Source organism: Roseicyclus sediminis (assembly GCF_025515305.1).
Lineage (GTDB): Bacteria > Pseudomonadota > Alphaproteobacteria > Rhodobacterales > Rhodobacteraceae > Roseibacterium > Roseibacterium sediminis.
In genome coordinates, this window is record NZ_JAOPHT010000004.1 from 290,025 (window position 1) to 311,043 (window position 21,019).

Consider the following 21,019-nt stretch of genomic DNA (forward strand, 5'->3'; position numbering starts at 1 on the left):
AAGCGGCATGTGCCCTCCCGCGCCAACGGAACAATCTGCGAACAAACCTTTAATCGCCCCGCATTCCGCCCTATGGTCACGCCATGAGCAGTTACGACGATTCCGAGGCGTTCGAGGCCGCCTCCGCCCTCTCGCTCTCCGCCCGCGCCATGGCGTCGCGGCCGCGGCCCTATCTCGACGGGCTCAACCCGGCCCAGGCGGAGGCGGTGCAGCGGCTCGACGGCCCCGTCCTGATGCTCGCGGGCGCGGGCACCGGCAAGACCCGGGCGCTGACCGCCCGGATCGCGCATCTTCTGTCCACAGGCACCGCGCGCCCCAACGAGATCCTCGCGGTGACCTTCACCAACAAGGCCGCGCGCGAGATGAAGAACCGCGTGGGCGCGCTTCTCGGCCAGCCGGCCGAGGGGATGCCCTGGCTCGGAACCTTCCACGCGATCTGCGTGAAACTCCTGCGCCGCCACGCCGAACTCGTGGGGCTGAAGTCCAACTTCACCATCCTCGACACCGACGACCAGGTGCGGCTGATGAAGCAGCTGATCGTCGCCGCCGACATCGACGAGAAACGCTGGCCCGCCCGCCAGCTCGCCTCGATCATCGACGGCTGGAAGAACCGCGCGCTGACGCCCGAGAAGCTTCCGGCCGCCGAGGCGGGCGCCTTCAACGGCCGGGGACCCGCGCTCTACGCTGAATACCAGCAGCGCCTGAAGGAACTGAACGCCGTCGATTTCGGCGACCTGCTGCTGCATGTCATCCGCATCTTCCAGGAAAACGGCGACCTGCTCGCGCAGTACCAGCGCTGGTTCCGCTACGTGCTCGTGGACGAGTACCAGGATACCAACGTCGCGCAGTATCTCTGGCTGCGCCTGCTTGCGCAGGGCCACAACAACATCTGCTGCGTCGGCGACGACGACCAGTCGATCTACGGCTGGCGCGGGGCCGAGGTCGGCAACATCCTGCGCTTCGAGAAGGATTTCCCGGGCGCGCACGTGGTGCGGCTGGAACAGAACTACCGCTCCACCGGGCATATCCTGGCCGCTGCGTCCGGCGTGATCGCGGCAAACAGGGACCGGCTTGGCAAGACGCTCTGGACCGACGGCGAGGACGGCGAGAAGGTCCGCCTGATCGGCCACTGGGACGGCGAGGAGGAGGCGCGCTGGGTCGGCGAGGAGATCGAGGCGATGGCCCGCGGCACCCGCGGCATGGACCCGATCTCCCCCGACGGCATCGCCATCCTCGTCCGCGCCTCCCACCAGATGCGCGCCTTCGAGGACCGGTTCCTGACCATCGGCATGCCCTACCGCGTCATCGGCGGCCCCCGCTTCTACGAGCGGATGGAGATCCGGGACGCCATGGCCTACTTCCGGCTCGTCGTTTCCCCCGAGGACGACCTCGCCTTCGAGCGGATCGTCAACACGCCCAAGCGCGGCCTCGGCGACAAGGCGGTTCAGACGATCCAGCGCATGGCGCGGTCGAACGGGGTCAGTCTCGTCGAAGGCGCGCGCCTTGTGATCGAGACCGGCGCGCTGGGCGGCAAGGGAGCGAAGGAGCTTCGCATATTCCTCGAGGGTCTCGCCCGCTGGCGCGGCATGATGGCCGGCGCGGTCGCCGCCGCCTCCGACGACCTGATCGAGGACCTCGGCGCGGGCGACAAGCTGTCCCACGTGGAGCTTGCCGAGGTGATCCTCGACGAGTCCGGCTACACCGCGATGTGGCAGAACGACAAGACGCCCGAGGCGCCGGGGCGGCTCGAGAACCTCAAGGAACTCGTCAAGGCGCTGGAGGAATTCGAGAACCTGCAGGGCTTCCTCGAACACGTCTCGCTCATCATGGACAACGAGCAGGACGACCAGGAGCCGAAGGTCACGCTGATGACCCTCCATGCCGCCAAGGGCCTGGAGTTTCCCGCCGTCTTCCTGCCGGGCTGGGAGGACGGGCTTTTCCCCTCTCAGCGCTCGATGGACGAGACCGGCATGAAGGGCCTCGAGGAGGAACGGCGACTGGCCTATGTCGGCATCACGCGTGCCGAGAAGGTCTGCACGATCTCCTTCGCCGGCAACCGCCGCGTCTATGGGCAATGGCAGAGCCAGATGCCCTCGCGTTTCATCGACGAGTTGCCCGGCGAGCATGTGGAGGTCCTGACGCCCCCGGGCCTTTACGGGCATACCGGCGGCATGGCGGCCACTGCGAGCCCGGTTTCGCAGGTGATGCGCGGCTCGGACCTGCACGAGAAGGCCGCGCGCGCGGATGTCTACAACTCGCCCGGATGGAAGCGGCTGCAGGAGAACCAGGGCCGCTTCGGCCTGCGCCAGCCCTCCGAATCGCGCGGCATCACCATCGACGCCGAGGCGGTGAGCGTGTTTTCGCCGGGCGACCGGGTGTTCCACCAGAAATTCGGCTACGGCACTGTAATGACAGTGGAAGGCGACAAATTGGGCGTGGCCTTCGACAAGGCGGGGGACAAGCATATCGTCGGCCGCTTCCTCGTTTCCGCCGATGCGGCGGGCGACGTTCCCTTCTGAAGGTTTCAAGACTGTAATTTTCGCGTGATCCGGGGTATGAACCCTCACGCGACACCGCATCGGAAAAAGGGGAGGGGCCGGGATACCGGTCCGTCCAAGGGAGGATCCCGATGAAGACGCTGATCTACGAACCCGACGCCAGTCGGGCGCGGGGCCATGCTGCCCTGCTTGCCGAAGACGCCAGCGACATCGAGGTGGCACGCAGCCTCGCGCAGGCGCGGCTCATGCTGCTGAACGACAGGTACGACCGGCTCGCGCTCCGGCGCGGGGCAGGGGCGGCGCGCGCGCTGCTCGGGGCTGCGCGGGCGTCGAATCCCGATTGCGTCATGGTCGATCTCGGCTCTATGCGGGCGCGGCCGGTTTCGGGCCCCGCAGTGGCGGCAGTGCCCGCTACCGAAGCGCGCTGAACATCGGCCAGAGCGAGGCCACCAGGAGCAGAGCCATCGTCACGTTGAAGGCCCTGAGCCGCCCAGGCGCCTCGAGCCAGCGGCGGATCTGCGTGCCGCCCCAGGCCCAGACCGTCACCGAGGGAAGGTTCACGGCGGCGAATGCCAGCGCGACGGCGACGGCGTCCCATGCCTCCTGCCCCGTGTTGTAGTTGGTCTGCGCGTAGATCGCCATGTACCAAGCCTTCGGGTTCACCCACTGGAAGCCTGCCGCCTGCAGGAAGGTGAAGGGCCGGCCCGCGGCCTGCCCCTCGCGCGGCGGGGCGGCGTTGGCGATGCGCCAGGCGAGCCACAGGAGATAGCCGGCGCAGGCCACCATCAGCGCGGTGCGCAGCCAGGGCAGCGCCGCGAAGACCCCGATCAGGCCAAGTCCCACGAGCGCCACCATAACGGCGTGGCCAACCGAGATGCCGAGCATGTGCGGCACCGTCCGCCTCAACCCGAAATTGGCGCCCGACGCGAGCAGCATGATGTTGTTCGGCCCCGGCGTCACGGAGGACGCGAAGGCGAAGAGGAGAAGGGCGGCGAGGATGTCGATGGTCATGGCGCCAACGCTCCCGCTTTCGCCCCCGAATGGAATTGCGAATTGCGCGGCTTTCGCGCTATTTGCGCAATCAATGATGAAAATTGACCAGAAAGACCGCCAGATATTGCGAGTTCTGGCCCGTGAGGGGCGGATCAGCAACCTCGCGCTGGCCGAGCGTGTCGCGCTCAGCCCCTCGGCGACGCTGCGCCGAGTGCAGGCGCTGGAGGCGGCGGGGGTGATCGCGGGCTACCGCGCGATGCTGGACCCCGCGAAGATGGGGCAGGGCTTCGTCGCCTATCTCTCGGTGGGGCTGAAGACGCACACGAAGTCCGCGCAGGCCGCCTTCGAGCAGGCGATGGCGGCGGCGTCCGAGGTCCGGGAATGCCACAACGTTACGGGAAACGTGGAATACCTGTTGCGCGTCGAGGCGGCGGATCTTCCGGCCTATAAGCGCTTCCATACCGATATCCTCGGCGCTCTGCCGCAGGTCTCGACGATCACCACCTATGTCGTGATCGGCTCGCCCAAGGACGAGCGCAAGTAGGGCGCGGGGCCCGAACCTGTCCTGAAAACCCCGGCCTGCGTCGGCGCCCACGACATGTGGAGGCGCGCAACCCTTTGGGAGTCGGTCACGCGGGGCTTCGGCCCGGCGCTGGCGGCGCAGAGGCCCGTGCCCGTGCCGAAGCACGCCGCCGATCCGATGATGTTCGAGATGGGCGCAGTCGCGATTCCCGACTGACCGTGCCTCATGTCGCCGCACCGATGCTTTCGACAAAAAAAATGGCGGTGATGCCGAGGGAGGAGGAGGGCATCACCGCCAGATTTCAGCGCCAAAGGGAGGAGGAGGCGCCGATTTGGGTGGCGGCGAACCCAAGGGAGGAGGAGGGTTCGCCGCCGGTCGTCACGGTCCCAAGGGAGGAGGAGGGACCGATCCTTCCCCGGACCTGCGGGCCCGGGATCCTGGCGGATGCACCCCAAGGGAGGAGGAGAGATGCACCCGCAATTCCCGCGACCCCAAGGGAGGAGGGGGCCGTCGGGAAATCTCGTTTCAGTCCGCCTTGCCGTATACGGCCTGGAAGGCGGCGCCCCGGAGCATCGACCGGTTCAGGCCGAGGTCATCCAGTTCCCGGCCCGAGAGCTCGTTCAGCTCGGCCAGGGTGCGATGGTAAAGCCGCCATGCGGCGTATGCTTCTGCGGCCTGCTTGCCGATTTCGGCAAGGCGCGCGCCTACAGAAATGCTTGTGGTCCGGTTGCTCGATACGTAAGCCATAGCGTCCTCAAATCTTGATGCGGCGAACCCGAATGGCCCGGCGCTGGAGCATTTCGATCACCCCGTTACGATTGGAAGATAAGGAAATGCTGCAGGTGCACAATAACCGAGGGTTCAATGCTGCTATGCAGAAACCGCATAGGTCGTCGCGCCCTTGCGCGCTAGGGCCCGAAGCGCTTTGAGCATGATCGTCGGCGGCGCCTTCCGGGACCCCCAGTTCGCCCGCTTTTTCGTCGGGGTCTTCTTCGCCGTGCAGGCGATCTGGGTGCAGCGGGTGACACTGTCCTGGCTTGCCTGGGAGCGGACGGGTTCGGCGGGATTCGTCGGGATGGTCGCCGCGTTCAGCCTCGCGCCGACGCTGCTGGCGGGCCCGGTCTTCGGTGTCATGGCCGATCGCGTGAACATCCGCCGGGCGGCGCTGGTCACGAACGCGCTGATGGCGGCGGTCCTCGCCGTCCTTGCGCTCGCCCTGCCGCTGGTGGGCCCCTGGGGCGTGGCGGCGGCGGCGCTCTGCATCGGCCTCGTGACCTCCGCCCATCATCCGGTCCGGATGTCGCTGGGGCCGCGTCTGGTTCCGCGCGAGATGGTGCAACACGTGGTCTCGGCCACGGCGCTGAACTTCAACCTCGCGCGCCTCGTGGCGCCGGTCGCCGCGGGCTGGATCATCGCGGGCTTCGGCGCGGGCGCGGCGCTCTGGGTCGCGGTGCTGTGCTACATGCCGATGCTGGCGGTGCTGCCTGCGCTGCGCCCCCGCGACCTGCCGCCGCGGCCGCGCGCGCCCTACCTGTCCGAGCTGCGCGACGGGGTCCGCTTCGCCCGCGACACGCCCCTGATCCGCGAGGCGCTGTTGCTGACGCTGGTCTTCGCCACGCTGGTGCGCGGTGGGCTCGAGCTTTTGCCGGTGCTGGCCGACGGGGCCTTCGGGCAGGGGGCGGCGGGCCTCGGGATGCTGACCGCCGCGGCCGGTGCCGGTGCGCTGCTGTCGGCCTCGTTCAAGGCCTTCGGGATGGGCGATGTCTCCGCCGGCATTCCCCGCAGCGTCGTTGTGGCGATGACATTGGGCTTCGCGGCGATCATCGGCATGGGGCTCGCGCCGTACTGGCCGATGGCGCTCGGGGCGACAGCGCTCGCCGGGTTCTGTGCGACATGGTGCGGCGTCAGCCTGCAGGCCGCGATCCAGACCGACCTTCCGGACGCCTATCGTGGCCGGGTCATGAGCCTCTGGACGGTCGTCGGCTTCGGCACGGTGGCCATCGGCGCGGCCTTCATCGGCGCGGTCGCGGAGATCATGCAGATCGGCCGGGCGCTGGCCGTGGCGGGGGTCGTCGGCCTTCTCGTCATCGCGGTGTGGCGTCTTGGGGGTGCGCGCGCCTGAATTCCGTCCTATCTCGGGGCGGAACGATTGCGCGCGACAAGGAACCCAGACGATGACGCAGACCCGCGACAGCATCCTGCAGGCCCTCTCCGGCCTGACCCTGCCCGATGGCGGCGACGTTGTTTCCCGCGACATGGTCCGCGCGCTGAGCGTGCAGGAGGGGCGCGTGTCCTTCATCCTCGAGGCCGAGTCCCCTGATGCCGCCCGCAGGATGGAGCCTGTGCGGCTTGCCGCCGAGCACCTCGTGAAGAAGCTGCCGGGCGTGGAGCAGGTGATCGTCGCGCTGACCGCCCATGGTCCGGCCGCGAAGGCGCCGCCGAGGCCCGCGGAGCCCGCGGGCGCGCCCCCCAACCTGCAGATCGGCGGGCACATGAAGCCGCAAGCGGGATCGATGAAACCCTCGGGCGTGCGGCACATCATCGGCATCGGCTCGGGCAAGGGTGGCGTGGGCAAATCCACGGTCGCCTCCAACCTTGCCGTGGCGCTGGCGCGGGCCGGGCGGCGCGTGGGCCTGCTCGACGCCGATATCTACGGACCCTCCCAGCCCCGCATGATGGGCGTGAACAAGCGCCCGTCCTCGCCCGACGGCAAGACGATCATCCCGCTCAAGGCCCACGGCGTCACCTGCATGTCCATCGGCTTCATGCTGCCCGAGGAGAAGGCCGTGGTCTGGCGTGGGCCGATGCTGATGGGGGCGCTCCAGCAGATGCTGACACAGGTGGAGTGGGGCGAGCTCGACATCCTCCTCGTCGACCTGCCGCCCGGCACCGGCGATGTGGCCATGACGCTCTGCCAGAAATCCGAGGTGACGGGCGCGATCGTCGTCTCGACGCCGCAGGACGTGGCCCTTCTCGACGCGAGGAAGGCGCTCAACATGTTCGAGCTCCTGAAGACGCCCGTTCTCGGGCTGATCGAGAACATGTCGACCTATGTCTGCCCCAAGTGCGGCCACGAGGAGCACATCTTCGGCGAGGGCGGCGTGCGGGCCGAGGCCGAGCGCATGGGCCATCCGTTCCTCGGTTCCCTGCCGATCAGCCTGGAAACCCGCATCGCGGGGGATGCCGGCAAGCCCATCGCGGCGGGCGAGGGACCCATGGCCGAGGCCTACGCGGCCCTCGCGCATCGCTTCATCGCGGGCGGGATGGCCTGAGCCAAGGCCGTCCCACGGGCTGATTCGCGGCCCTGAAAACCTGAAAACACCCCGATCCCGGCCTCTCGCCGGATTTTTCGGGAATTTTCTGCCACCACCCGGAAAAACCTGCCACGGCCCGACATCTCCCAAGATGTTGGGTCCATTGCGCGTGAAACTACCACAATTGCCGTTCGGGTCGCATCAATTCGGGTGGATGGCGGTGTTGCATTTCCGCACTGAGGCACGTGGTGGATGAAAGTTCCGAAAAAAGGAGTTGATTGGATGAAAGTGGCGTGGCACACCTTGTTCATCGGCAAACGAGATCGAACTTCGGACCCAAGGGTCTGATGGAAAAACAAAAAACGGCAGGTTCATACAGGCAATCTCGAACGCCAGAACAAAGAGATCCGGCGCGCAAGCGAGCAGACATCCCCCCAGGTGGCCTGCGTAGTCGGACACCCAGCAATGGGACGAGGGCGGCGGATTGAGCAGTGGCAGCTTGCTCAATCCGCCGTTTCCGTTCCCGGGGCCCGAATAAGGCCGCAATGCGGCGAAAAAATGGCGACGGGCCTACGATAAAAGAACAAGGCGCAAGCCCGTGGACAGCAGGTTTCAAGGCGAAAGCCTGAACAAGGTGGATGGAAAGGGCCGGATGTCGCTTCCGGCCAAGTTCCGTCGTGCCCTGCAGGCCAGCGACAGCCGCTGCGGACCGGGCGATCCCGCGCGCCTCTACATCGCCTACGGAAACCCCAGGAACGATTTCGTCGAGTGCCTCTCGGGCGATTACTACGACGACCTCGTGGCGCGCATCGAGGCGATGGACGACGGCGAGGACGAGCGCGAAGTGCTCGAATACCTCTATTTCGCGAAGTGCGACGAGGTCGCCGTGGACGAGACGGGGCGTTTCGTGCTGCCGACCGCCGCCCGCGACAAGCTGGACCTCGATGGCGAGGCGCTGTTCCAGGGCAAGGGCCGCAAGTTTCACATCCTCAAGCCGGCCGACGGCACGGCAGCGGATGACAAGATCCTGAAAATGTTGGAGAAGTTCGGTGAGGGCAAGGAATTCTTCAATCCCATCTCGCTGGCCAACCGCCGCAAGCCCGACGTGGTCGGAAGCGATGCGGAATGACGGGCGCAGACAACGGCCAGCCGCACCTGCCGGTCCTTCTGGGGCCGTTGTTGCGGGCGGTCGCCCCGATATCTGGCGTGTGGTTAGATGGCACCTTCGGCGCTGGTGGCTACGCCCGTGGATTGCTTGAGGCAGGGGCGGAGATCGTGATCGGCATCGACCGGGATCCGCTCGCCTTCGAGATGGCCGCGCCCTGGGCGGGGGCGTGGGGGGATCGCCTGATCCTCGTTCCCGGCACGTTTTCCGAACTCGACGAACACGCGGCCGCCGCCGGGCATCCCTTGCTCGACGGCGTGACGCTCGATCTCGGTGTGTCGTCGATGCAGCTCGACCGCGCCGAGCGCGGCTTTTCCTTCCTGCGCGACGGGCCCCTCGACATGCGCATGGGGCAGGCGGGGCTTTCGGCCGAGGACCTCGTCAACGATGCGCCCGAGGCGCTCTTGGCCGATATTCTCTTTCTCTACGGCGAGGAGCGCGCCGCGCGCCGGATCGCGCGCGCCATCGTGACCGAGCGCGCGACGGGCCGCATCACGTCCACCCTGCAACTCGCTGGAATCGTTGAATCCTGTCTGCCGCGCAAGAAGCCGGGCCAGAGCCATCCCGCCACCCGGAGCTTCCAGGCGATCCGCATCGCCGTGAACGACGAACTGGGCCAGCTGGTCGCGGCGCTGGCCGCCGCCGAGCGCGCGCTGAAGCCGGGCGGCAAGCTCGCCGTCGTGACATTCCATTCCATCGAAGACCGGATCGTGAAGAGGTACCTCGCGGAGCGCGCCTCGGAGGGTGGCGGCGGCTCGCGCCACGCCCCCGCCGAGGCGCACCGGGAGCCGGGCTTCGTCCTGACCCCGAAAAAGGCCGTCGTCGCCGACGAGGCCGAGATCGCCGCGAACCCGCGCGCGCGGTCGGCCAAGCTCCGTGTCGCGACCCGGACGGACGCACCCGCCGATACCGTGGACGCGGCGCGCCTCGGGCTTCCGCAGGTCGGAGGGCTTCACTGATGCGCGGCCTTCCCACGATCCTTGCCGCACTTGCCGTCATCGGCCTGGGATACTGGGCCTATCACCAGACGATCCTGACCCAGTCGGCGATCCGCGAGGTGGAGCGTCTTCAGGTCTCGATCGGCGCCGAGCGCGAGCGTCTCGCGGTGCTTCGCGCCGAATGGGCCTATCTCAACCGCCCCGACCGCCTGCGCGAACTGGCCGAGTTCAACTTCGACCGCCTCGGCCTTCTGCCGATGGTGCCCGAGCAGTTCGGCCTCGTCGCCGAGTTGCCGCATCCGAGGCCAGAGCCGGACCCTGCCTCGCAGGTCGAGGAGCTTCTCCTGCAGAATTCCTCCACCGCCGAGGAGCAGGTGCCATGATCCGCACGCCGCTCCGCCCGCTCGCCCGCGTTCTCGATGCCCGCCAGAAAGGCGAGAACCCCGACGCGATCGAACGTGAGAACCTGCGGCTGCGCCACGAGGCGCAGCGCGACCGGATGCGCGTGCGCGCCGAAAGCCGCCTTTTGCTGGTCGCGATCTGCTTTCTCATGGGGTTCGGCGCTGTCGGCACGAGAATGGCGGCGCTCGCCACCTCCGAGGCCGAGGAGCCGCGCGTCGCGGTCTCGGGCACGTCGATCCTGAACACGCGGGCGGATATCGTCGACCGGCATGGCCGGGTGCTCGCGACGAATTTCGCCACCAACGCGCTTTATGCCCATCCGCACGAGATCGTCGATCCCCGCGCCGCCGCCGACGGGCTGGCCGAGATCTTCCCCGACATGGATGCCGAGGCGCTTTATCGCCGCTTCACCTCCGACAGCCGCTTCATCTGGCTGCGCCGCTACATCTCGCCCGAGCAGGAGCAGATGGTGCACGACCTCGGCGAGCCGGGCCTGCTGTTCGGGCCGCGCGAGATGCGGCTCTATCCCAACGGCGCCATCGCGGCCCATGTGCTCGGTGGCGCGGGCTTCGGCCAGGAGGCCGTGAACGCGGCGGAAGTCGTCGGCGTGGCGGGGGTCGAGGCGAATTTCGACGAGACGCTGCGCGATCCCGCGCGCGAGGCGCCGCTGCGCCTGTCGCTCGACCTGACGGTTCAGGCCGCCGTCGAGGAGGTTCTGGCCGGCGGCATGGCCCTGATGAACGCAAGCGGCGCCTCCGCCGTCCTCATGGACATCCGCACCGGCGAGATCATCGCCATGGCGAGCCTGCCCGACTTCGACCCCAACGCGCGCCCCCGCCCCCTGACCGAGGGCGACCAGGCCGACAGCCCGCTGTTCAACCGGGCGCTGCAGGGGGTGTATGAACTCGGCTCGGTGTTCAAGACCTTCACCGTCGCCCAGGCGCTCGAGGAAGGGCTGGTCAGCCTCGACGACCTGATCGACACGCGCGGACCGCTTCGGATGGCGGGCTTCGCGATCACCGATTTCCGCTCCCGCGGGCCGGAGCAATCCGTGCATGACGTCTTCACCCATTCCTCGAACATCGGCACCGCGCGGATCGCGCAGTTGATCGGCGGCGAACGGCAGCGCGCCTTCATGGAGCGTCTCGGCTTTCTCGCGCCCACCACGATCGAGATGATCGAGGCGCCGAGCGGTCGTCCGTTGTGGCCTGCCCGCTGGGGAGAATTGTCCACGATGACGATTTCCTACGGGCATGGCCTATCGACGTCGCCGCTGCATCTCGCGGCTGCCTATGCCGCGATGGTGAACGGCGGCACGCTGGTCACGCCGACGCTGTTGCGGACCGATGCGCCCGCCACGGGCGAGCGCATCATCTCGGAGAGGGTCAGCGCCCAGATCCGCGAACTCCTGCGGGCCGTGGTGACCGATGGAACGGCGAGTTTCGGCGAGGTCGAGGGCTACAGCGTCGGCGGCAAGACCGGCTCGGCCGAGATGCCGCGCGCCCGCGGCGGCTACTACGAGGACCGCAACATCAACACCTTCGCCGCGGTCTTCCCCTCGGATGATCCGCAATACGTGCTGGTGACCACGCTCTACGAGCCGGTCGAACTGTCCGGGCCCGAGCCGCGGCGCACCGCGGGCTGGACCACCGTTCCCGTCGCCGCCGAGGTGATCCGCCGCGCCGCGCCCCTTCTGGGGCTGCGTCCCGAGATTGAACCCACCCCCGCACTTCCGCTATCCAGCAGCTCGAACTGACCGCGCAGGGTTCGCGGTCGGCGGGGCAAGGGGGCCGCCGATGACGACAGAGGCAAGGACGCTCTCGGGGCTTGGCCTCGCCGCGAAGGGCGGCGCGGATGTCGTGGTCAGCGGCATCGCCATCGACAGCCGCAAGATCCGGCAAGGGACGCTGTTCGCCGCGCTGCCCGGCACGACGGTGCACGGCGCACGGTTCGTGGCGCAGGCCATCGCCGATGGCGCGGCGGCGATCCTGACCGACCGCGAGGGCGCGGCGCTGGCCGCCGATGCGCTCGAAGGGTCCGGCGTCGCGTTGGTTGTGGCCGAGGATTCGCGCGCCACGCTGGCCAATGCCGCCGCGCTCTGGTTCGGGCCGGTTCCGGAAACCCTCGTCGCGGTCACCGGCACCAACGGCAAGACCAGCGTGGCGAGCTTCACCCGACAGATCTGGGAACACCTGGGCCATCCCGCGGTCAACATCGGGACGACCGGTGTCGAAGGCAGCTATTCCGCGCCCGGTATCCACACCACGCCCGACGCCCTCACGCTTCAGTCCCTGCTGGCGGCGATCAAGGCCGACGGGATCGAGCATGTGGCGATGGAGGCCTCGTCCCACGGGCTGGACCAGCGGCGGATGGAGGCGGTCAGCCCCTGCGCCGCCGCCTTTACCAACCTCACCCAGGACCATCTCGACTACCACGGCACGATGGAGGCCTATTTCGCCGCCAAGCTGCGACTGTTCACCGAGCTTCTGGTGGATGACGGCGTGGCGGTGGTGAACGTCGACGACCCCTATGGCCGCGAGGTCGCCAACACCGTCGAGATGCGCGGCAACGAGGTGATCGGCGTCGCCCAATACGCCGAGAACGCGGAACTCCGCATCGCCGGCCGCAGGCTGGACGAACGGGGCCAGGACCTCCTGGTGCAGGCCTGGGGCAAGCCCATCCGCCTGCGCCTGCCGCTGATCGGTGCCTTCCAGGCGATGAACGTGCTGACCGCCGCGGGCCTCGCCATCGCCGCGGGCGAGGAGGTCGAGGCCGTGTTCGGCGTCCTGCCGCGGCTCACTGGCGTGCGCGGCCGGATGCAGCTTGCCGGTGTCCGGACGAGCGGCGCGCCGGTCTATGTCGACTATGCGCATACACCCGACGCGCTCGAGAACGCGCTGAAGGCGTTGCGCCCGCATGTGCTGGGGCGGCTCCACGTCGTGTTCGGCGCGGGCGGCGACCGGGACCGGGGCAAGCGTCCGCTGATGGGGCAGGCGGCGGCCGCCTATGCCGACGTGGTGATCGTCACCGACGACAACCCCCGCAGCGAGGACCCCGCCGCGATCCGGGCGGCCGTGCTGGGCGGATGCCCGGATGCGACCGAGATCGGCGACCGGGCCGAGGCGATCCTGCGCGCCGTCGATGCGCTGGAGGCGGGCGACGCGCTCCTCATCGCGGGCAAGGGGCACGAGACGGGGCAGCAGGTGGGTGACGTGGTCTATCCGTTCGACGACGTGGAACAGGCGAGCGTTGCGGTCGCCGCGCTGGAGGGCCGTGCATGAGGGCTTCGCTCTGGACCGCGGCCGAGGCCGCCGCCGCCACGGGGGGCGAGGCCACGGGCGACTGGCAGGCCAACGGCATTTCCATCGACAGCCGCTCGGTGCAGCCGGGCGACCTGTTCGTCGCGCTCTCCGCCGCGCGGGACGGCCATGATTTCGTCGCCGACGCGCTGGACAAGGGCGCGGTCGCGGCCCTCGTCTCGCGGGTGCCGGCCGGCGTGGACCCCGCGCGCCTGCTGATCGTGCCGGATGTGCTGGAGGGTCTGGCCGCGCTCGGCCGCGCCGCGCGGGCCAGAACGAAGGCCAGGGTCATCGCCGTCACCGGCTCGGTCGGCAAGACGACGGTCAAGGAGATGCTGCGCGCCGCCCTGTCGCCGCAGGGCGCGACGCACGCCGCCGAGGCGAGCTTCAACAACCACTGGGGCGTGCCGGTGACGCTGGCGCGGATGCCGGCCGACACGGATTTCGCGATCATCGAGATCGGGATGAACGCCCCGGGCGAGATCGCCCCGCTCGCGCGCATGGCCGCGCCGGATGTCGCCATCGTGACCACCGTCGCCCCGGCGCATCTGGAGGCCTTCGGCGTGATCGAGGGGATCGCGCACGAAAAAGCGTCGATCTACGAGGGGTTGCCCGCGGGCGGCATCGCGCTCGCCCATGCCGACGTCGAGACGGCGCCCATCCTCTTCGACAAGGCCCGCTCGGTCGGTGCGGAGCTCATCCGCTTCGGCGAGGCGGAGGAGGCCGAGATGCGCCTGACCGAAGTGCGGCTGTCGGACACGAGCACGGTGGTGCGCGCCCGCATGCGGGGCGACGAGCGGCTGTTCAAGCTGGCGGTTCCCGGTCGGCATCATGCGATGAATGCGCTGATCGCCCTGTCGGCCTGCGACGTGGTCGGTGCCGACGTGGCCGAGGCGGCGCTCGCGCTGTCCCGCTGGGAGCCGGTTTCGGGCCGGGGCACGCGCGAGGCGCTCGACCTGTCGGGCACCGGCGACCTGACGATCGAACTCATCGACGACGCCTTCAACGCCAACCCCGCCTCTCTCGCCGCCGGGCTCGACGTGCTTGCGGCGGCCGAGCCCCAGGGCCGGGGCCGCCGCATCGCGGTGCTGGGCGACATGCTGGAACTGGGAACCTCGGCGCCCGAGATCCACGCCGAGGTGGCCGACCTGCCGGCCATGGCGCGCGTCGACATGGTGCATACCGCCGGCCCTCTGATGGAGCATCTTCACGCCGCGCTTCCAGCCTCCCGCCGCGGCCTCCATGCCGAGACCGCCGCCGAGCTTGCGCGTCTCCTCCCGCGGGAACTGCGGGCCGGCGACGTCGTGCTCGTCAAGGGCTCCAAGGGCAGCCGCGTGTCCGGCGTGGTTGACGCGCTGCGTAAACTCGGGCAAGCGACGCCGACCAAACCGCGAGGATCCTCCTGAATGCTGTTCTGGCTGAACGAGTTGTCGGATGGCGGAGATTTCTTCAATCTTTTCCGCTATATAACCTTTCGTGCCGGCGGCGCGTTCTTCACCGCTCTGATCTTCGGGTTCCTGTTCGGGCGGCCGCTCATCAACGCGCTCAGGCGGAAATACTCGCGCGGGCAGCCGATCCGCGAGGACGGTCCGGCCCACCACATCGCCACCAAGGCGGGCACCCCGACGATGGGGGGGCTCTTGATCCTTGCCGCGCTGACGCTGTCGACGCTGATGTGGGCGCGGCTCGACAATCCCTATGTCTGGCTCGTGCTGGGCGTGACCGTGGCCTTCGGGCTTCTGGGTTTCGCCGATGACTGGGCCAAGGTCAGCCGCAACAACTCCAAGGGTGTATCGGGCCGCGTGCGTCTGGGTATCGGCTTCGCCATCGCGGCGGTCGCGGCGGTCATCGCCGTGGGTGTCCACCCCGACGAGCTGTCGGCACGGCTTGCCGTGCCGGTCTTCAAGGACGTCCTGTTCAACATGGGCTGGTTCTTCGTGCCTTTCGCCATGTTCGTGATCGTGGGGTCCGCCAATGCCGTGAACCTGACGGACGGTCTCGACGGTCTCGCCATCATGCCGGTGATGATCGCCGCCGGAACGCTGGGCGTGATCGCCTATGCCGTCGGCCGCGTCGACTTCACCGAGTATCTCGATGTCCACTACGTGCCGGGAACGGGGGAGCTTCTGATCTTCACCGCCGGGCTGATCGGCGGGGGGCTCGGGTTCCTGTGGTATAACGCGCCGCCCGCGGCGGTGTTCATGGGCGACACCGGCTCGCTCGCGCTCGGCGGCGCGCTCGGGGCGATCGCGGTCTCGACGAAGCACGAGATCGTGCTGGCGATCGTCGGCGGCCTCTTCGTGGCCGAGGCCGTCAGCGTCATCGTGCAGGTCGCCTACTTCAAGGCCACCGGCAAGCGCGTCTTCCTGATGGCGCCGATCCACCACCACTTCGAGAAGAAGGGCTGGGCCGAGCCGCAGGTTGTCATCCGGTTCTGGATCATATCGCTGATCCTCGCGCTGATCGGTCTGGCTACGCTGAAGCTGCGCTGATGCCCGGACCGGTCCGCGACCGGTCCGCGATGATCCGGGGCATGGCCCCGGTTCGGCGCGAGGGCGCCTACGTCTTTGCGACCCTGACCTCGGTGCCGGAGGGGGCCATCGCCACCTTTGCCGAGGAGGAAGGGCTGTCGGCGATCCTGCCGATCGAGGAGGCGACTGCTCAAGGCCTCGACGTCTCGCTGCCGATGGCCTGCATCACGCTCACGGTTCATTCCGCGCTCGACGGTGTTGGCCTCACCGCCGCCGTCGCCAGCGCTCTGGCCGATGCCGGCATCCCCTGCAACATGGTCGCGGCCTTCCACCACGACCACGCCTTCGTCCCCGAGAACCGCGCGGAGGAGGCGCTGGCCATCCTGCGCGCGCTCGCTCAGGCCGGACCGTAGGTGATCCGCCGCAGGACCGCCTCGAAGGGGCCCGTGCGGAAGAACCGGAGCCATACGCGCAGCGCGACGTCCACGATGACGGCGACCAGAACCGCCATGGCGACGAGCGCGGCGAGCCCGAACTGTCCGTGGAGGCCGAGGCCCAGCCCATTGAAGATCAGCCCTGCGACGATGCCCTGCAGGATGTAGCCGCTGAGCGAGACGCGGCCCATGCCGGGATCGCCCGCGGATCCCGTCCGGGCAAGTCGCACCGTCGCCCAGAGGTAGACCGAGGCGAGTGCCGGGCTACCGACCGCGAGGCAGGCCCAGCCCGCAGCGCCGGTCAGCGCCTGCAACCCGGTAGAGGTGACCGTCGCGGCATAGGCGGCATTGGCCGGGATGGCGACCAGGAGCAGCCAGGGGATCGCGCGTTCGAGCCGTGCGAAGGCGGCGCTGCCGGGCTCGAGGAACCCGTGCCGATGGGCGAGAAGGCCGAGCGCGAAGGCGCCGAAGGCGAGCGGCCCGTTGAAGAGGAGCACGAAGGGAAAGGCCAGCACCCAGTCGCCCGCCCGCTGCGCCAGAGCGTCGTTGAAGCCGCCGAGATAGCCCGATGGTTCGGGCGAGAGGATCGTGTCGAGCGGGATGGTCAGCGCGGCGCCCACGATCGCGTAGGCCAGCGCGGCGACCACGACGGAGCCCATCGCGATTCTCCGCAACGTCTGGTCGGAGGCGTTGCGCAAGGTCCACAGCACGAGGCCGAGGATTGCATAAAGGATCAGGATGTCGCCCGCGAAGACGAGGAATGCATGGGCGATCCCGATGACCAGCAGGCCCGCAAGACGCCTCAGGTAGGTCTCGCGCGCGGGCCGTCCGCGGCGCTCGGCGGCCGCAAGCTGCACGCCGAAGCCCCAGCCGAACAGGAAGGAGAAAAGGACGAAGAACTTGCCATGAACCAGGAGGGCCGAGCCGATGGCCGCGAGACGGTCGATGCCTTCGGACGGCGGAACCGCCAGCGCGTCGAAGGGCAGCGCGAGGTAGGGGATATTCGCGATGCAGATGCCGTAAAGCGCGACGGCGCGCAGCAGGTCGACTTCGGGGGCGCGGGAAGGGGACATGGAAACCTCCAATTGAGCAATTGCTCAACTCGTGACCGTGCCTAATTGAGCGCCCGCTCAACATCTGTCAAGATGCCTCGTGAAGGAGACGGGGAATGGCTGTGACGAAACAGGACCGGCGCGAGGAGCTTGTCGCCTCGGCCGCGGCGCTGATCGCCGAGCGCGGGCTTGCGGCCGTGCGGACGCGCGACGTGACCGCGCGAGCGGGCGTGGGTGTCGGGCTGCTCAACCACTACTTCAAGTGGTCCGACCTGCGCGCGGCCGCGCTCGACCGCGTGCTCGGGGCGGGGCGCGACCGGCTGCTCGGCCTTGGCCCCGAGACGCCGGCCGCCCGGCGCGACGGGCTCATCAGGGCGGCCTTCGACGCCGGCAACGACCCTCTGTGGCAGGTCTGGGTCGAGGCGGGCGACGCGGCGCGCGCCGACCCCGCGCTGGCCGAGGTCCTCGACCGGGCGATGGTCGGTTTCGTGGCGGATGTCGCGGCGCTGATCGCCGAAGGCGTGGCGGCGGGCGACTGGACCTGCCCCGATCCCGGTGGCGCCGCGATGCGCCTTCTCGCGCTCCATGACGGGCTTCTCGGCTTCCTGTTCAGCGGCGTGCCACCCATGACCCGCGAGGCGGCGGAGGCGCACCTCGCGCGGGCCTTCGCGCTCGAATGCCCGCCGGCCGCGCCATAGCCGGGCTGGCGGGGCGCGTCCGCTCCATGTATTCACGCCGAAAGCAGGACGAGAGGCGCGCGGCATGATCCCGGTTCAGGGTTTCGAGGGGCAGAAGGTCATGGTTCTGGGGCTCGGGCGTTCCGGCCTCTCCGCGGCGCGCGCGCTGCGGGCCGGCGGGGCGGACGTCCTGTGCTGGGACGACGGGGCCGCGGCACGCGAGGCCGCGGAGGCCGAAGGGTTCGCCGTCACCGACCCGCTGACGCGCGGGGCTTTCGAGAACGTCGCCTGCCTCGTCACCTCGCCTGGTATACCGCATCTCTACCCGGCCCCGCACAAGGCCATTGCCGAGGCGATGGCGGCGGGCGTGCCGGTCGACAACGACATCGGGCTTTTCTTCCGCTCGCTGGGGCAGGGCGAATGGGTCGACCTCGACACGCCGCCCCGCGTCGTCGCGGTGACCGGCACGAACGGCAAGTCCACGACATCGGCGCTGATCGCGCATGTGCTGGAAGCCGCGGGCACGCCGGTCGCGCTGGCCGGGAATATCGGGCGCGGGGTGCTCGACCTCGACCCGCCGGGCGACGGCGCGGTGATCGTGCTGGAGCTCAGCTCGTACCAGACGGAGCTTGCCCGCGCCCTCACCCCCGATATCGCGGTCTTCACCAATCTCAGCCCCGACCATCTCGACCGGCACGGCGGCATGGGCGGGTATTTCGCGGCCAAGCGGCGGCTTTTCTCCGAAGGCGGGCCGGATCGCGCGGTGATCGGCGTGGACGAGCCCGAGGGGCGTTTCCTCGCCAACCAGCTGGCCGAAGCGCCCGGCGACGACCGGTTGATCCGGGTCTCCGCGGGCAAGCTTTCCGGGCCCGGCTGGGACATCTCGACCCGCAAGGGATGGCTCTCGGAATGGCGCAAGGGACGGCAGGTGGCCTCGATCGACCTGCGCGGCATGACGGGCCTGCCGGGCGCCCACAACCACCAGAACGCGGCCTGCGCCTATGCCGCGGCGCGCGCGCTGGGCCTTGCGCCCAAGATCATCGAGGACGCGCTGGCCAGCTTCGCGGGCCTGCCCCACCGCAGCCAGCGCGTGGCCGAGATCGACGGCGTCGCCTTCGTCAACGACAGCAAGGCAACCAACGTCGATGCCGCCATCAAGGCTCTGTCGGCCTTCCCGCGCATCCGTTGGATCTGCGGCGGCCTGGCCAAGGAAGGCGGGATGGAGGCACTGGCGCCCGCGGCGGGCAACGTGGTGAAGGCCTATGTCATCGGCCGCGAGGCCGCGTCCTTCGCGCTGGCGCTGGGCGGGGTGCCGCACGAGGTCTGCGGCGACATGGCCACCGCGGTGGCCCGCGCGGCCGCCGAGGCGGAGCCGGGCGACACGGTGCTTCTGGCCCCCGCTGCGGCGAGCTTCGACCAGTACGACAACTTCGAGAAACGCGGCGAGGATTTCGCGGCCAAGGTCGCAGCACTCGGGCGCTGAAAAACGCGGCCGTTCGTGATAGGCTCGCCGTGCAACCCTGACGGGAGGTCACGGTCATGGCAAAGGTGGTCGGACTGGGCGGTGTCTTTCTCGCCTGCAAGGACGCCGAGGCGACGAAGGCTTGGTATGCGCGGGTTCTCGGGTTGCAGGTCAACGACTTCGGCGGCTTCCATTTCATGCATTCGGAAAGTGCGGACACCTTCGGGGACGGCGCGCGGACGATCTTCGCGCCCTTCGGCTCGGCCGAGTATTTCGCGCCCTCGACGCTGCCTTTCATGCTGAACCTGATGGTCGACGATCTGGACGCCATCCTCGCCCGCGCCGCGAAGGAGGGTGTGGAGGAGGTGCAGACCCGCCAGGATTACGACTACGGCCGGTTCGGCTGGATCATGGATCCCGATGGCCGCAAGCTGGAACTCTGGGAGCCGCCGCGCGCCGCGGCGACGTGAGGGAGCGGAAAACACCGGTTTTCCGGGCCGGGCCCGGCGGCGAATCCGGCGCTGCGCGTCACTCGCGGCGGCATCGCATCAACACTGGCCCCAAGCCACGTTTCGGGTTAGGATGAAACATCCGACGCGGGATCAACCCGCGCGGAGCGAGCAGACAAGCCGGCGAAAACAGCCGCGCAATCCATAACAAGGGCTTCGGCCCGGGCAGGCGACATGACGGAAATCGCGCATGGCACAATTGTCGTGCAATCCGGCGAGGCAGTGCTGCCACGCTGGTGGCGCACGGTGGATCGGGTGACGATCGGGTGCATCCTCGCACTCTTCGCCATCGGCATCCTGCTGGGCTTTGCGGCGTCCCCGCCGCTGGCCGAACGCAACAACCACGATCCGTTCCACTACGTCATCCGCCAGTTCGCCTTCGGGGGCATGGCGCTGACCGTCATGGTCCTCGTCTCGATGATGTCGCCCACCTCCGTGCGCCGTCTCGGCGTGCTGGGCTTCTTCGCGGCGCTCGCGGCGCTGATGCTGCTGCCTATCTTCGGCACCGACTACGGGCAGGGGGCGGTGCGCTGGTACTCGCTCGGTTTCGCCTCGGTGCAGCCCTCGGAATTCCTGAAGCCCGTCTTCGTCGTCTTCACCGCCTGGATGATCGCGGCCAGCACCGAGATCGGCGGGCCGCCGGGCAAGACGGTGTCGCTCGCCGTCACCATGACCATCGTCGTCTTCCTCGCCATGCAGCCGGACTTCGGACAGGCGGCGCTGATCGTCTTCGCCTGGTCGGTGATCTATTTCGTGGCGGGCGCGCCGATGACGATCCTGATCGGGTTCATGGGGCTCGTGGGCTTCGGCGGCTATCTCGCCTACCACAATTCCGAACACTTCGCGCGCCGCATCGACGGCTTTCTCTCGGCCGAGGTCGATCCCAACACGCAGCTGGCCTATGCCACCGACGCGATCCGCGAAGGCGGGCTGTTCGGTGCCGGGTTGGGCGAGGGGTCGGTCAAGTGGACGCTGCCCGACGCGCATACCGACTTCATCATCGCAGTCGCCGCCGAGGAATACGGTCTGATCCTCGTTCTCCTGATCATCGCGCTCTATGCCACGATCGCGCTGCGCTCCTTCTTCCGCCTGATGCGCGAGCGCGACCCCTTCATCCGCCTGGCAGGCACGGGACTGGTCAGCCTCCTTGCCCTCCAGGCATTCATCAATATGGGCGTTGCGGTCCGATTGTTGCCCGCCAAGGGAATGACCCTTCCCTTTGTCAGCTACGGCGGCTCCTCACTGATCGCTACAGGCATTGCGGTGGGGATGCTGCTGTGTTTCACCCGCACCCGACCGCAGGGCGAAATCGGCGACATCCTTCTGTCGCGGCACCGCTAGG

General features: G+C 68.7%; 21 protein-coding genes. 18 read left to right on the top strand and 3 right to left on the bottom strand.

Translation table 11 applies throughout. From position 1 onward, the window contains the following. Positions 1–83 precede the first annotated feature (83 nt). Positions 84–2,519: an ATP-dependent helicase gene (locus N8I71_RS08445; protein ID WP_262877516.1), complete on the top strand. Its 2,436-nt coding sequence runs from the start codon at positions 84–86 to the stop codon at positions 2,517–2,519. Positions 2,520–2,629: 110 nt separating this feature from the next. Next, complete coding sequence (locus N8I71_RS08450; protein WP_262877517.1) at positions 2,630–2,926, top strand: hypothetical protein; 297 nt, start codon at positions 2,630–2,632, stop codon at positions 2,924–2,926. Here N8I71_RS08450 and N8I71_RS08455 read toward each other — a convergent pair. Next, positions 2,910–3,509, bottom strand: coding sequence for a LysE family translocator (locus N8I71_RS08455; protein ID WP_262877518.1), 600 nt, complete (start codon positions 3,507–3,509; stop codon positions 2,910–2,912). The genes N8I71_RS08450 and N8I71_RS08455 overlap by 17 nt on opposite strands. Before the next feature lie 73 nt (positions 3,510–3,582). Between N8I71_RS08455 and N8I71_RS08460 the strand changes: the two genes are divergently transcribed. Continuing rightward, positions 3,583–4,035, top strand: coding sequence for an Lrp/AsnC family transcriptional regulator (locus N8I71_RS08460; protein WP_262877519.1), 453 nt, complete (start codon positions 3,583–3,585; stop codon positions 4,033–4,035). Positions 4,036–4,089: 54 nt separating this feature from the next. Further along, positions 4,090–4,230: a hypothetical protein gene (locus N8I71_RS08465; RefSeq protein ID WP_262877520.1), complete on the top strand. Its 141-nt coding sequence runs from the start codon at positions 4,090–4,092 to the stop codon at positions 4,228–4,230. A gap of 309 nt (positions 4,231–4,539) precedes the next feature. Here N8I71_RS08465 and N8I71_RS08470 read toward each other — a convergent pair whose 3' ends face one another. Beyond that, a complete protein-coding gene (locus N8I71_RS08470; RefSeq protein ID WP_262877521.1) occupies positions 4,540–4,761 on the bottom strand; it encodes a DUF1127 domain-containing protein in 222 nt (73 codons plus the stop codon). A gap of 184 nt (positions 4,762–4,945) precedes the next feature. Here N8I71_RS08470 and N8I71_RS08475 point away from each other — a divergent pair, with 184 nt between their 5' ends. The 10 genes from N8I71_RS08475 to N8I71_RS08520 all read left to right on the top strand — a co-directional run bounded on the left by N8I71_RS08475 (position 4,946) and on the right by N8I71_RS08520 (position 15,956). Further along, entirely contained in the window at positions 4,946–6,136 is a 1,191-nt protein-coding gene (locus N8I71_RS08475; RefSeq protein WP_262877583.1) for an MFS transporter, read from the top strand. 52 nt (positions 6,137–6,188) lie between these two features. After that, positions 6,189–7,286 carry an Mrp/NBP35 family ATP-binding protein gene (locus N8I71_RS08480; RefSeq protein WP_262877522.1) on the top strand — a complete coding sequence of 366 codons (1,098 nt, stop codon included), beginning with the start codon at positions 6,189–6,191 and terminating at the stop codon, positions 7,284–7,286. A 580-nt stretch (positions 7,287–7,866) separates the two neighbouring features. Beyond that, positions 7,867–8,397: a division/cell wall cluster transcriptional repressor MraZ gene (locus tag N8I71_RS08485; protein WP_262877523.1), complete on the top strand. Its 531-nt coding sequence runs from the start codon at positions 7,867–7,869 to the stop codon at positions 8,395–8,397. Continuing rightward, positions 8,394–9,392 (top strand): 16S rRNA (cytosine(1402)-N(4))-methyltransferase RsmH, encoded by a 999-nt coding sequence (gene rsmH, locus N8I71_RS08490; protein WP_262877524.1) that lies wholly within the window; start codon positions 8,394–8,396, stop codon positions 9,390–9,392. Before N8I71_RS08485 ends, rsmH begins: the two co-directional genes overlap by 4 nt. Further along, entirely contained in the window at positions 9,392–9,754 is a 363-nt protein-coding gene (gene ftsL / locus N8I71_RS08495) for a cell division protein FtsL (RefSeq protein ID WP_262877525.1), read from the top strand. Before rsmH ends, ftsL begins: the two co-directional genes overlap by 1 nt. Beyond that, the gene (locus N8I71_RS08500; RefSeq protein ID WP_262877526.1) at positions 9,751–11,529 is read left to right on the top strand and encodes a peptidoglycan D,D-transpeptidase FtsI family protein; all 1,779 of its coding nucleotides are present in this window, start codon (positions 9,751–9,753) and stop codon (positions 11,527–11,529) included. Before ftsL ends, N8I71_RS08500 begins: the two co-directional genes overlap by 4 nt. A 40-nt stretch (positions 11,530–11,569) precedes the next feature. Continuing rightward, complete coding sequence (locus N8I71_RS08505; RefSeq protein ID WP_262877527.1) at positions 11,570–13,054, top strand: UDP-N-acetylmuramoyl-L-alanyl-D-glutamate--2,6-diaminopimelate ligase; 1,485 nt, start codon at positions 11,570–11,572, stop codon at positions 13,052–13,054. Beyond that, positions 13,051–14,478 (top strand): UDP-N-acetylmuramoyl-tripeptide--D-alanyl-D-alanine ligase, encoded by a 1,428-nt coding sequence (locus N8I71_RS08510; RefSeq protein WP_262877528.1) that lies wholly within the window; start codon positions 13,051–13,053, stop codon positions 14,476–14,478. Before N8I71_RS08505 ends, N8I71_RS08510 begins: the two co-directional genes overlap by 4 nt. Further along, positions 14,479–15,564, top strand: coding sequence for a phospho-N-acetylmuramoyl-pentapeptide-transferase (gene mraY / locus N8I71_RS08515; protein ID WP_262877529.1), 1,086 nt, complete (start codon positions 14,479–14,481; stop codon positions 15,562–15,564). Next, positions 15,564–15,956: an ACT domain-containing protein gene (locus N8I71_RS08520; RefSeq protein WP_262877530.1), complete on the top strand. Its 393-nt coding sequence runs from the start codon at positions 15,564–15,566 to the stop codon at positions 15,954–15,956. Before mraY ends, N8I71_RS08520 begins: the two co-directional genes overlap by 1 nt. On the opposite strand, the gene N8I71_RS08525 is transcribed toward N8I71_RS08520, so the two are convergent. Beyond that, the gene (locus N8I71_RS08525; protein ID WP_262877531.1) at positions 15,941–17,050 is read right to left on the bottom strand and encodes a DUF418 domain-containing protein; all 1,110 of its coding nucleotides are present in this window, start codon (positions 17,048–17,050) and stop codon (positions 15,941–15,943) included. The two genes, N8I71_RS08520 and N8I71_RS08525, sit on opposite strands and share 16 nt — an antisense overlap. 95 nt (positions 17,051–17,145) lie before the next feature. On the opposite strand from N8I71_RS08525, the gene N8I71_RS08530 reads away from it, so the two are divergent. The 4 genes from N8I71_RS08530 to ftsW all read left to right on the top strand — a co-directional run bounded on the left by N8I71_RS08530 (position 17,146) and on the right by ftsW (position 21,018). Further along, on the top strand, positions 17,146–17,727 hold the full coding sequence (locus tag N8I71_RS08530; RefSeq protein WP_262877532.1) for a TetR/AcrR family transcriptional regulator: 582 nt from the start codon (positions 17,146–17,148) through the stop codon (positions 17,725–17,727). Between the two features lie 64 nt (positions 17,728–17,791). Beyond that, positions 17,792–19,189: a UDP-N-acetylmuramoyl-L-alanine--D-glutamate ligase gene (gene murD / locus N8I71_RS08535; RefSeq protein WP_262877533.1), complete on the top strand. Its 1,398-nt coding sequence runs from the start codon at positions 17,792–17,794 to the stop codon at positions 19,187–19,189. A gap of 56 nt (positions 19,190–19,245) precedes the next feature. After that, positions 19,246–19,638, top strand: a complete 393-nt coding sequence (locus tag N8I71_RS08540; RefSeq protein ID WP_262877534.1) for a VOC family protein — start codon at positions 19,246–19,248, stop codon at positions 19,636–19,638. 213 nt (positions 19,639–19,851) lie between these two features. Further along, complete coding sequence (gene ftsW, locus N8I71_RS08545; RefSeq protein WP_262877535.1) at positions 19,852–21,018, top strand: putative lipid II flippase FtsW; 1,167 nt, start codon at positions 19,852–19,854, stop codon at positions 21,016–21,018. The last annotated feature ends 1 nt before the right edge of the window (position 21,019 follow it).

Excerpts from the sequence above, each read along its gene's own strand:
- N8I71_RS08445 (WP_262877516.1), top strand. The coding sequence starts at position 84 with ATGAGCAGTTACGACGATTCCGAGGCGTTCGAGGCCGCCTCCGCCCTC.
- N8I71_RS08450 (WP_262877517.1), top strand. The coding sequence starts at position 2,630 with ATGAAGACGCTGATCTACGAACCCGACGCCAGTCGGGCGCGGGGCCAT.
- N8I71_RS08455 (WP_262877518.1), bottom strand. The coding sequence starts at position 3,509 with ATGACCATCGACATCCTCGCCGCCCTTCTCCTCTTCGCCTTCGCGTCC.
- N8I71_RS08460 (WP_262877519.1), top strand. The coding sequence starts at position 3,583 with ATGATGAAAATTGACCAGAAAGACCGCCAGATATTGCGAGTTCTGGCC.
- N8I71_RS08465 (WP_262877520.1), top strand. The coding sequence starts at position 4,090 with ATGTGGAGGCGCGCAACCCTTTGGGAGTCGGTCACGCGGGGCTTCGGC.
- N8I71_RS08470 (WP_262877521.1), bottom strand. The coding sequence starts at position 4,761 with ATGGCTTACGTATCGAGCAACCGGACCACAAGCATTTCTGTAGGCGCG.
- N8I71_RS08475 (WP_262877583.1), top strand. The coding sequence starts at position 4,946 with ATGATCGTCGGCGGCGCCTTCCGGGACCCCCAGTTCGCCCGCTTTTTC.
- N8I71_RS08480 (WP_262877522.1), top strand. The coding sequence starts at position 6,189 with ATGACGCAGACCCGCGACAGCATCCTGCAGGCCCTCTCCGGCCTGACC.
- rsmH (WP_262877524.1), top strand. The coding sequence starts at position 8,394 with ATGACGGGCGCAGACAACGGCCAGCCGCACCTGCCGGTCCTTCTGGGG.
- ftsL (WP_262877525.1), top strand. The coding sequence starts at position 9,392 with ATGCGCGGCCTTCCCACGATCCTTGCCGCACTTGCCGTCATCGGCCTG.
- N8I71_RS08500 (WP_262877526.1), top strand. The coding sequence starts at position 9,751 with ATGATCCGCACGCCGCTCCGCCCGCTCGCCCGCGTTCTCGATGCCCGC.
- N8I71_RS08505 (WP_262877527.1), top strand. The coding sequence starts at position 11,570 with ATGACGACAGAGGCAAGGACGCTCTCGGGGCTTGGCCTCGCCGCGAAG.
- N8I71_RS08510 (WP_262877528.1), top strand. The coding sequence starts at position 13,051 with ATGAGGGCTTCGCTCTGGACCGCGGCCGAGGCCGCCGCCGCCACGGGG.
- mraY (WP_262877529.1), top strand. The coding sequence starts at position 14,479 with ATGCTGTTCTGGCTGAACGAGTTGTCGGATGGCGGAGATTTCTTCAAT.
- N8I71_RS08520 (WP_262877530.1), top strand. The coding sequence starts at position 15,564 with ATGCCCGGACCGGTCCGCGACCGGTCCGCGATGATCCGGGGCATGGCC.
- N8I71_RS08525 (WP_262877531.1), bottom strand. The coding sequence starts at position 17,050 with ATGTCCCCTTCCCGCGCCCCCGAAGTCGACCTGCTGCGCGCCGTCGCG.
- N8I71_RS08530 (WP_262877532.1), top strand. The coding sequence starts at position 17,146 with ATGGCTGTGACGAAACAGGACCGGCGCGAGGAGCTTGTCGCCTCGGCC.
- murD (WP_262877533.1), top strand. The coding sequence starts at position 17,792 with ATGATCCCGGTTCAGGGTTTCGAGGGGCAGAAGGTCATGGTTCTGGGG.
- N8I71_RS08540 (WP_262877534.1), top strand. The coding sequence starts at position 19,246 with ATGGCAAAGGTGGTCGGACTGGGCGGTGTCTTTCTCGCCTGCAAGGAC.
- ftsW (WP_262877535.1), top strand. The coding sequence starts at position 19,852 with ATGACGGAAATCGCGCATGGCACAATTGTCGTGCAATCCGGCGAGGCA.